The following is an 8,388-nucleotide window of genomic DNA, read 5'->3' as shown; positions in this document are numbered from 1 at the left end:
AATATTTGCCATGACAATGCAGAATATTTTGCAAAAGGTATTATGCAACATTGGCAGATTGAAAATAAATTACATTGGGTAAAAGATGTTCAGTTAAATGAAGATAAGTCTTTTATTCGCAATAAGAATACCGCAGCTTGCTATTCGGTTCTAATGAGTTGGGCATTAAATATTGCACGATTTAATGGCTTCAATAAATGGAAAGATTGGTTGGCAAGATTTGCCAATCGGATTGACCGTATTGTGAAAATGATTTAGAACTTGGCAGGTCTGGGGCATTGGCTTGGCGTGTGCCAAAACTTTGCTGGAAAACGGCGCAAAAGTGGTTTTGATTGACCGCGATGGCGAAAAATTAGCCCAATTAACCGCCGAATTGGGCGAAAACGCATTTGCCGACCAGCGTGGATTTGTAAAAAATGGGGTTTCAGGCTGTCTTTTTGTTGCATTATTTATTATTATTTATTGATAAACAAAAAGGCAGCCTGAAACCAAATTTCCCAAAAAATTCAGTAGGGTGTGCCGTGCGCACCAAGTTTGCCATCATATTCAATATTTTGGTGCGTGGTACGCACCCTACATTTATTTAGGAAACCAAAAATCATGAAATACCTTATTGGCGTAGATGTTGGTTCGGGGAGCGTGCGCGCGGGTTTGTTTGACACCACAGGCAATATGCTCGCCCACGAAAGCCGAAAAATCCAAGTGTGGCGCGAAACAGGCGACATCGTAGAACAATCGTCCAATGATATTTGGCAAGCCGTGTGTCATTGCGTGCGCCAAGTTGTGCAATTGGCAAAAGTGCAGCCTGAAAACGTGGCAGGTTTGGGTTTTGACGCGACTTGTTCGCTGGTGGTATTGGGCGAAAACGGTGCGCCTTTGCCCGTCAGTTCCAATAATCCCGAGCGCAATATTATTGTGTGGATGGACCACCGCGCCACCGAGCAAGCCGAGCGGATTAATTCGGGCAATCATGCCGTGTTGAAATACGTTGGCGGACGCATTTCGCCTGAAATGGAAACGCCGAAAATTTTATGGTTGAAAGAAAATCGCCCCGAAATTTACCAAAAAACAGAACAATTTTTTGATTTAACCGATTTTTTAACGTGGAAAGCAACGGGCGATTTGGCGCGTTCCGTTTGCACGGTTACTTGCAAATGGACGTATTTAGCGCACGAAAAGCGTTGGGACGCGGGTTATTTTCGCGCCATTGGTTTAAATGAATTGGCGGACGAAAATTTTGTTCGCATTGGACAAAATATTGTGGACGCTGGCACAGCATTGGGCAAAGGTTTGACCGCGCAAGCCGCGCAAGAATTGGGTTTGCCTGAAAACACGCCTGTGGGCGCAGGTTTGATTGACGCGCACGCGGGCGGCATTGGCACGGTGGGCGTGGCTGGTGGCGCGTTGGCGAGCTTGGGCTATGTGTTTGGTACATCTTCTTGCACGATGACGACCACACGCGAAGCGACTTTTGTAGATGGCGTGTGGGGGCCTTATTTCTCGGCGATGGTGCCGCAAATGTGGTTGAACGAAGGCGGACAAAGCGCGTCTGGCGCGGCGATTGACCGTTTGGTGGCGGGACACCCAGCTTTTCAGGCTGCCTGTAAATTAGCCGAACAAGCGAACAAGCCTTTGCCTGTGTATTTGGCGGACGAAGTGTTGGCGCGTGGCACGGCGGCGGAAGCTGTGGTTCGTGCGAAAGACATTCACGTTGTGCCTGAATTTTTGGGCAATCGTGCGCCGTTTGCCGACCCGAATGCGCGCGCGGTCATTGCAGGTTTGGACATGGAAACGGATTTCGCGCATTTATTGAAATTGTATGTGGCAGGATTGTGTGGTGTGGCGTATGGTTTACGGCAAATTGTGGACGCGCAACGCGCCGTTGGCATAGATACGCAAAATATTGTTGTGAGCGGTGGCGCGGGTTCGCATGATTTGGTGCGACAAATTTTGGCGGACGCAACGGGTTTGCCTGTGATTGGCACGGCGGCGAGCGAACCTGTTTTGTTGGGTTCGGCGATTTTGGGCGCGGTGGCTGGTGGCGTGTGCGACAATGTGGAAACGGCGATGGCGCAACTCAATTCCATCGCGCAAACCTATTCGCCCAATGCAGATTTGCACGACACCCACGACAAGCGTTATCAAGCCTATCAGCGTTTGCAAGCAGTGGCGCGTGAAGTGCGTGATTTGAATGTGTAATCCATTTGTTTAGAAAAATATTCAGGCAGCCTGAAAATGGTTTCAGGCTGCCTTTTTTGTTAGGGATTGGATATGGATTTATAGTTAATCCATTTAAAAATAGGACAAGTGTAGGGTGCAACTTATTGCACCATTTTTCTTATAAAACATGGGTTTGGTGCAACAAGTTGCACCCTACATAGTGTCCTATTTTGTATTTGATTCACTATATTTTGAAAATATGGGTTTTGACAATTTTCAGGCTGCCTTTCAGTACACGACAATTTTTACAAACGCCCAAAATGTAGGGTGCATACCACGCACCAAATCATTCAAATAATTGAAATTTCGATGCGTAATACGCACCCTACATGAATTTTGTCGTGTACTGTAAGGCTGCCTGAATATTTTTTATTCCCCCATCACTTTCCCTTCACGGCGTGGGTCTGCACCGCCAATCAAACCTGTGGGCGTAATCACAATCCCCTGCACACCCGAATTCAAATCACGCACTTCGCTTTGAAAACCCAATTGTTTCAAAGGCTCAACCCAGTTGGCAGCAGGTGTATTTTGTTCCAATTCATACGTTCCAAAACGATTCAGCATATTCGGCGCAGCAATGGCAGCCTGAATGTCCATGCCCCAATCAATATGCGCCAACAAGGTTTTCGCCACATAACCAATAATCCGACTGCCCCCTGGCGAACCCACCGCCAAATACGGCTGCCCATTTTTCAATACAATAGTCGGTGCCATTGCCGAGCGTGGACGTTTGCCGCCTTCCACGCGGTTGGCAACGGGTTTACCGTCTTTGGTGGGTGTGAAAGTAAAATCGGTCAATTCATTGTTCAGCAAATAACCATTCGCCATCACGCCCGAACCAAAGGCATTTTCAATAGAAGTTGTCATGGACAACACATTGCCGTCCGCGTCCACAATGGAAATATGGCTGGTGGACGGCAATTCCCATGACGAAGCCGCCGCCGCATAAGTATTGTCCAAATCCCCCGCCGACACCGTTGGCAAAGATTGCTTGTTCAATTGCAACATGGCGGCGCGTTGGTGCAAATAATTTTTATCTAACAATTGCTTGCTTGGAACATTCACAAAATCAGGGTCGCCAATATATTGCTCGCGGTCAGCAAATGCCAAACGTGAAGCGTCCCCCAATACGCGCCACGATTGCACATCATTTTTGGGCAATTGGTGGGGGGAAAACTCATTCAACATGCCCACAATTTGCCCCACCGCAATCCCACCCGAACTGGGCGCACCCATGCCACACACCTGATACACACGATAATCAGCACACACAGGTTCACGCTCAATCAGGCGATAATTTTTCATGTCTGCCATCGTCAGTAGACCTGGATTGTCATTATTTTTCACGGCATTAACAATGCTTTGTGCATGCGAACCATTGTAAAACGGCGCAGCACCTTCACGCGCCAACGTACGCACCGAGCTGGCAAACGCAGGATTTTTCAGCAGGCTGCCTGATTTCAAGGGTATGCCATTGGGCAAAAAATACGCCGCCGTCATCGGATAACGTTTCAGCGTTTCCAGATTTTGCTCAATGGATTTTGCCATGCGTGGCGATACGCTAAAGCCTTGTTCTGCCAACTCAATTGGTTTCACAAATAAATCTGCCCATTGTAAACGACCATAGCGTTTATGCAAATCTTCCATCATGCGCGGCACGGCTGGCACGCCAACAGAACGTCCACCCACCACCGCCGTCATAAATTTCATCGGCTGCCCTGTACTGTCCCCTCTCCTTTGGGAGAGGGCTGGGGAGAGGGAAAAATCGTTGAGCATCGCCAGTTTTCCCCTCTCCCTAACCCTCTCCCAAAGGAGAGGGAATAGGTGGGTGGCACAAAAAAATTGTAGGGTAATGAAAGGCTGCCTAAACGTACACAAGCATTGTTAAACCATAAAAATGTAGGGTGCGCCGTGCGCACCAAATTTGCCATCATATTTAAATAATCCAAATCATTTGGTGCGCACGGCGCACCCTACATCTACGTCAGATTTTGTTGTACATTGAAAGGCAGCCTGAAAAATAAGCGGCTGATTGACAGGTTAAAAAATCTCATTTACTATTAAAAAATCTCATTTTAAATGAAATATTATAGAGTAAACAATTTTGATAATAACTTTAAACACAAAGGCAGCCTGAAAATACGGCAAAATTTTCAGGCTGCCCAATTATTTATTCACTAATTATTCATCAGAATATGTTTGATAACCATGTTCCGCCATCACCGCATTCACCCGCGCCATGTCCCGCGTATTTTTCTGAATCGTAATCACGGCAAACAAACTCATCGCAAACGCAATGCCGTAAAAACCTTTTTCACTCAAACTCATGGTTGCGTTCCACAAACCAATCGCAATCAAAACAATGGACAAAATCAACACCGACCAACTAATCCCATAATACAAGCCCGAAATCGGCAAACCTTCCGCCTTGTCCCGAATCGTTTTTTGCAAACTGATGGCGGAATACAAGCCCAAAATCAAAACCGTAAAATAATAGCCCCTTTCGCTCAACGCCAAACCTTCCGCATTCCACAGCCCAATCAAAAACGCCAATGCGCCAATCCCCAACACCGCCCACGAAGCCCCAATAAACGCCCCAGTTGGTCGACTCATGGCAATCTCCTGCAATAATTCTTGATTTGATTTCATAGACTTACCCACTCTTTCGCAACACATCAATTAGATGAAAAGATTATAATCTGATTTATTTTTTTGTGAACACAATTAACCCAAATTAATCAGGTTTAACCAGACTATCGCTTTTGTAAAACCCATTTCACATCATCGCCCACCGTTTCCACCGAAACCGTGTGCCAATCCGCTTCACGCGTCAAAATATCGCCATTTTCAGGCAGCCTGAACACACCACGCGCCGTATCGCCCAAAATTTTAGGTGATTGAAAATAAACGATTTCATCAAGCAAATCCGCCTGCACAAACGCCGTTGCCAAAGTTTGCCCCACTTCCAGCAAAACTTCGCCCACGCCGTTTTGCGCCAAAGTCTCGCACACCCAATGCAAATCCAATTTGCCCAAAGTGTTTTCAGGCTGCCTGAACACGCGCAGATTATCATATTCCGCCAAACGCGTGGGCGCATTCGCCAAGACAAATACCCACGTTGCGCCACCGTCTTGCACCAAAGCAGATTCTTCAGGCAGCCTGAAATGTGAATCCAGCACCACACGAATCGGTTGTCTCAACACATTGATTTCACGAACATTTAAACGTGGATTATCCGCCAACACCGTGCTAATACCCGTCAGTACCGCGCAACTTTGGGCGCGTAAATGCTGCACGTCCAACCGCGCCGCCGCGCCCGTAATCCATTGACTGCGCCCATCGGACAACGCCGTTTTGCCGTCCAAACTCGCCGCCATTTTCAGCGACACAAACGGACGATGGCGTTCAATGCGCGACAAAAATCCACGATTCAATGCACGCGCTTCTGTCTCCAATAAACCACATTGCACCGCCACACCCGCCGCCGCCAATTTCGCCAAGCCCTGCCCTGCCACCAAAGGATTCGGGTCGCGCATTGCCGCCACCACCCGCGCCATGCCCGCCGCCAACAACCCTTCGGCGCATGGTGGCGTTCTGCCGTGATGAGAACACGGTTCCAGCGTAACATACGCCGTTGCGCCACGCGCCATTTCCCCAGCTTGGCGAATGGCGTGGACTTCGGCGTGGGGTTCGCCAGCGCGTACATGAAAACCTTGCCCGACAATTTGTTCGCCGTGTGCAATCACGCAACCCACACGCGGATTAGGCGAAGTAGAATATTTGCCCAGCCACGCCAAATCCAAAGCGCGGCGCATATGAGCATGGTCTAATTCAGAAAATATGTGTGTATTCATATAGATATATTTTTTAAATAAATTAAATAGCAAAAAAGCCGTTATATTTACCAAAGCAAATATAACGGTTTTATCTCAATATTCAGGCAGCCTGAATTAGAAATTCACTTGACCACCCACACCGATGTAATCTGAACCTTTGCGATCCACATCGCTACTGCGTTTGAATTTGTGGTCATAATCACCGCGTACCGCGAAATTATCGCTTACCGCGTAAGTCGCGCCAACACCAGCCGTGAATTGTGGGCGAGTGGCTTCTCGTTCGCCAATTTCATGACGTACTGCCGCCACGCCCAATTTGCCAAATACACGCGCTTTATGAGCAGTGCTGGTGCCGATGGTGGCACGCGCACCTACGGTATGCGCTCTGATTTTTTGGCTATGGGTGTTGTTTTTGTATTTGAATTTATCGCCGCCTTCGTAATACACTTCGCCGCCCATGTATTCGCTCAATTGCAAACCCACGCCAACTTGACCTGTGGCACGAACATCGCGATCGTTAAACGCGCCATTGCTGGTTTTGTAACCATCTTGTGCCGCGCCCACTGTGCCATACACATAAGGTTTCAATGGCACTTCACCAGCAACACCTTGTGCTTGTACAGAAGTGCTGGCAAATGCGGTTGTCATTGCCAAAATGCTCAACAATAATTTGTGTTTCATGATTCAAATCCTTAAAATAATTCATCAAATGCACACATTTTCAGGCAGCCTGAAAACCACCTGAAAACACGGCATACTTTATTATCAATTATTTAAATTTGTATTGCAAACCCAAACCTGTGTAATGTGATTTACCAAAGCCCATATTGTCGTAATAAACATGGTCAGAACGTTTTACCGCATGGTCATAATCCCAACGAATACCTAATTTATCAGTCAGTTGGTAAACAGCGCCTGCACCAACGGTAAATTGTGGATGATGGTCATCTTGATGTACGGCTGCAACACCTGCTTTACCAAACACGCGCAATTTATCCGTTACATTATGACCCAATACCAAACGTGTACCCGCTTCGTAGCGGTTCAAATCTTGCTTATTGCCTTCTTTGCTGATGTATTTTTTCTCTTGACCGCCTTGAACATACACTTCACCACCCAACCATTTGTTCAATTGCAAGCCCACGCCGACTTGACCAGCCGCCGTAGTAGAAGTGTCTTTGAAAATACCGCGACTGTAGAATGAAGGCTGTCTGCCATTGCTGTGCATTTCTTCAGAATGCGCACCAATCGTACCAAAAGCATACGCGCCCAAACCTGCCACACCCGCAAAAATCGCAGGCGCAGCAGCCGATGTGCTTGGCGTAGTCGCTACAGGTGTTGTGGCTACTTCAGTTGGTGTAATAGTCGGCTCCATAGGTGCTGGGGTTTTCGCAACCAACACTTCCACAGGACGTGGCGCATTGCCAGAGAACCAGTTATCACATTGCTGCATGCTCACGCGCACCGCATTGCCTTTGCCGTCCAAATACACATTTACAGGCATATCAGGGCTGAATGGAATGAATTTGCCTTGCAATTTTTTAGACACACCATCACGACCCAATTTATGCCCCACGCCCAAATCGCACGCACCTGCTTTGTATTGGTCGCCCAAATCTTTAATGGTGGCTTCTTGCACCGATTTTTCGCCTTTACGCAACAAGGGCGATTTGTGTGTAAATGATTGATAGAATTTAGCCGTACCCGCTTGCACCGCCGCATCACATTCTGCCGCCGTATCGTAACCCACGTTACCATGTTTATCATAATGCACCCCAGCGTGAGCATGCACAGAAACCAAAGACGTTACCAACATGGCAACCACAGAGAACAATTGTTTGATTTTCATTGTTTGAATAATCCTTATTTGAATAAATGAATTGAGTGATTTATTTATATTTAATATAAAACTATTTTTCAGGCAGCCTGAAAGCAATAAAATAGCGTAACACGATTTTCCCCTCATATTAACCCACTACTAAATTACCGATACAACTGCATTTTTATTTACCCAATTCATACTAATACCACACCAGCAGCATGTTTATCAAAAAATAAATTTTTGAAAAACAATACAGTAAACAAAAAGTAAAATAATTTCAAAAAATAAACTTGACAATTCAAAAAAAAAAAAAAAAATAGAATTTGAAATTTAATTGCTCAAATTTCGCTGTTTTCTCGAGATGGCGCATTTTAATAAAAAATATTTTGAACGTATGTAAATTTACATTTTTTACACATACAAATAAGATTAAGGGCTTGAAAACAGACACAATTAAAAATTGGACATACAGCGAAATATACCAATCTTAACACTATAAATATGCCAGTT

At 46.2% G+C, this 8,388-nt stretch carries 8 protein-coding genes; 3 read left to right on the top strand and 5 right to left on the bottom strand.

Translation table 11 applies throughout. From position 1 onward, the window contains the following. From Q338_RS01315 to Q338_RS01305, 3 genes are all read left to right on the top strand, one after another. The coding region (locus Q338_RS01315; RefSeq protein WP_034291204.1) for an ISAs1 family transposase at positions 1-258 on the top strand (258 nt) is incomplete at its 5' end. A 25-nt stretch (positions 259-283) separates the two neighbouring features. After that, positions 284-466: a hypothetical protein gene (locus Q338_RS15410; RefSeq protein ID WP_211249417.1), complete on the top strand. Its 183-nt coding sequence runs from the start codon at positions 284-286 to the stop codon at positions 464-466. Between the two features lie 134 nt (positions 467-600). Then, on the top strand, positions 601-2,199 hold the full coding sequence (locus Q338_RS01305) for an FGGY-family carbohydrate kinase (RefSeq protein WP_034291203.1): 1,599 nt from the start codon (positions 601-603) through the stop codon (positions 2,197-2,199). A 390-nt stretch (positions 2,200-2,589) separates the two neighbouring features. Here Q338_RS01305 and Q338_RS01300 read toward each other — a convergent pair whose 3' ends face one another. The 5 genes from Q338_RS01300 to Q338_RS01280 form a co-directional block, all read right to left on the bottom strand. Continuing rightward, positions 2,590-3,996 (bottom strand): gamma-glutamyltransferase family protein, encoded by a 1,407-nt coding sequence (locus Q338_RS01300; RefSeq protein ID WP_084693441.1) that lies wholly within the window; start codon positions 3,994-3,996, stop codon positions 2,590-2,592. A gap of 405 nt (positions 3,997-4,401) precedes the next feature. Continuing rightward, the gene (gene yiaA, locus Q338_RS01295) at positions 4,402-4,869 is read right to left on the bottom strand and encodes an inner membrane protein YiaA (protein ID WP_034291202.1); all 468 of its coding nucleotides are present in this window, start codon (positions 4,867-4,869) and stop codon (positions 4,402-4,404) included. A 104-nt stretch (positions 4,870-4,973) separates the two neighbouring features. Beyond that, positions 4,974-6,074 (bottom strand): bifunctional diaminohydroxyphosphoribosylaminopyrimidine deaminase/5-amino-6-(5-phosphoribosylamino)uracil reductase RibD, encoded by a 1,101-nt coding sequence (gene ribD / locus Q338_RS01290; protein WP_084693447.1) that lies wholly within the window; start codon positions 6,072-6,074, stop codon positions 4,974-4,976. Between the two features lie 96 nt (positions 6,075-6,170). Continuing rightward, positions 6,171-6,737 carry an outer membrane beta-barrel protein gene (locus Q338_RS01285; protein WP_051968391.1) on the bottom strand — a complete coding sequence of 189 codons (567 nt, stop codon included), beginning with the start codon at positions 6,735-6,737 and terminating at the stop codon, positions 6,171-6,173. 88 nt (positions 6,738-6,825) lie between these two features. Beyond that, positions 6,826-7,905 (bottom strand): outer membrane beta-barrel protein, encoded by a 1,080-nt coding sequence (locus Q338_RS01280; protein ID WP_051968390.1) that lies wholly within the window; start codon positions 7,903-7,905, stop codon positions 6,826-6,828. Positions 7,906-8,388 lie beyond the last annotated feature (483 nt).

Source organism: Alysiella crassa DSM 2578 (assembly GCF_000745955.1).
GTDB lineage: Bacteria > Pseudomonadota > Gammaproteobacteria > Burkholderiales > Neisseriaceae > Simonsiella > Simonsiella crassa.
Note: the sequence above shows the minus strand (reverse complement) of the source record. Positions and strands in the feature narration are given on the sequence as shown.

Bases quoted from the DNA above. Each gene is read 5' to 3' on its own strand.
- Q338_RS01305 (WP_034291203.1), top strand. From the start codon at position 601: ATGAAATACCTTATTGGCGTAGATGTTGGTTCGGGGAGCGTGCGCGCG.
- Q338_RS01300 (WP_084693441.1), bottom strand. From the start codon at position 3,996: ATGCTCAACGATTTTTCCCTCTCCCCAGCCCTCTCCCAAAGGAGAGGG.
- yiaA (WP_034291202.1), bottom strand. From the start codon at position 4,869: ATGAAATCAAATCAAGAATTATTGCAGGAGATTGCCATGAGTCGACCA.
- ribD (WP_084693447.1), bottom strand. From the start codon at position 6,074: ATGAATACACACATATTTTCTGAATTAGACCATGCTCATATGCGCCGC.
- Q338_RS01285 (WP_051968391.1), bottom strand. From the start codon at position 6,737: ATGAAACACAAATTATTGTTGAGCATTTTGGCAATGACAACCGCATTT.
- Q338_RS01280 (WP_051968390.1), bottom strand. From the start codon at position 7,905: ATGAAAATCAAACAATTGTTCTCTGTGGTTGCCATGTTGGTAACGTCT.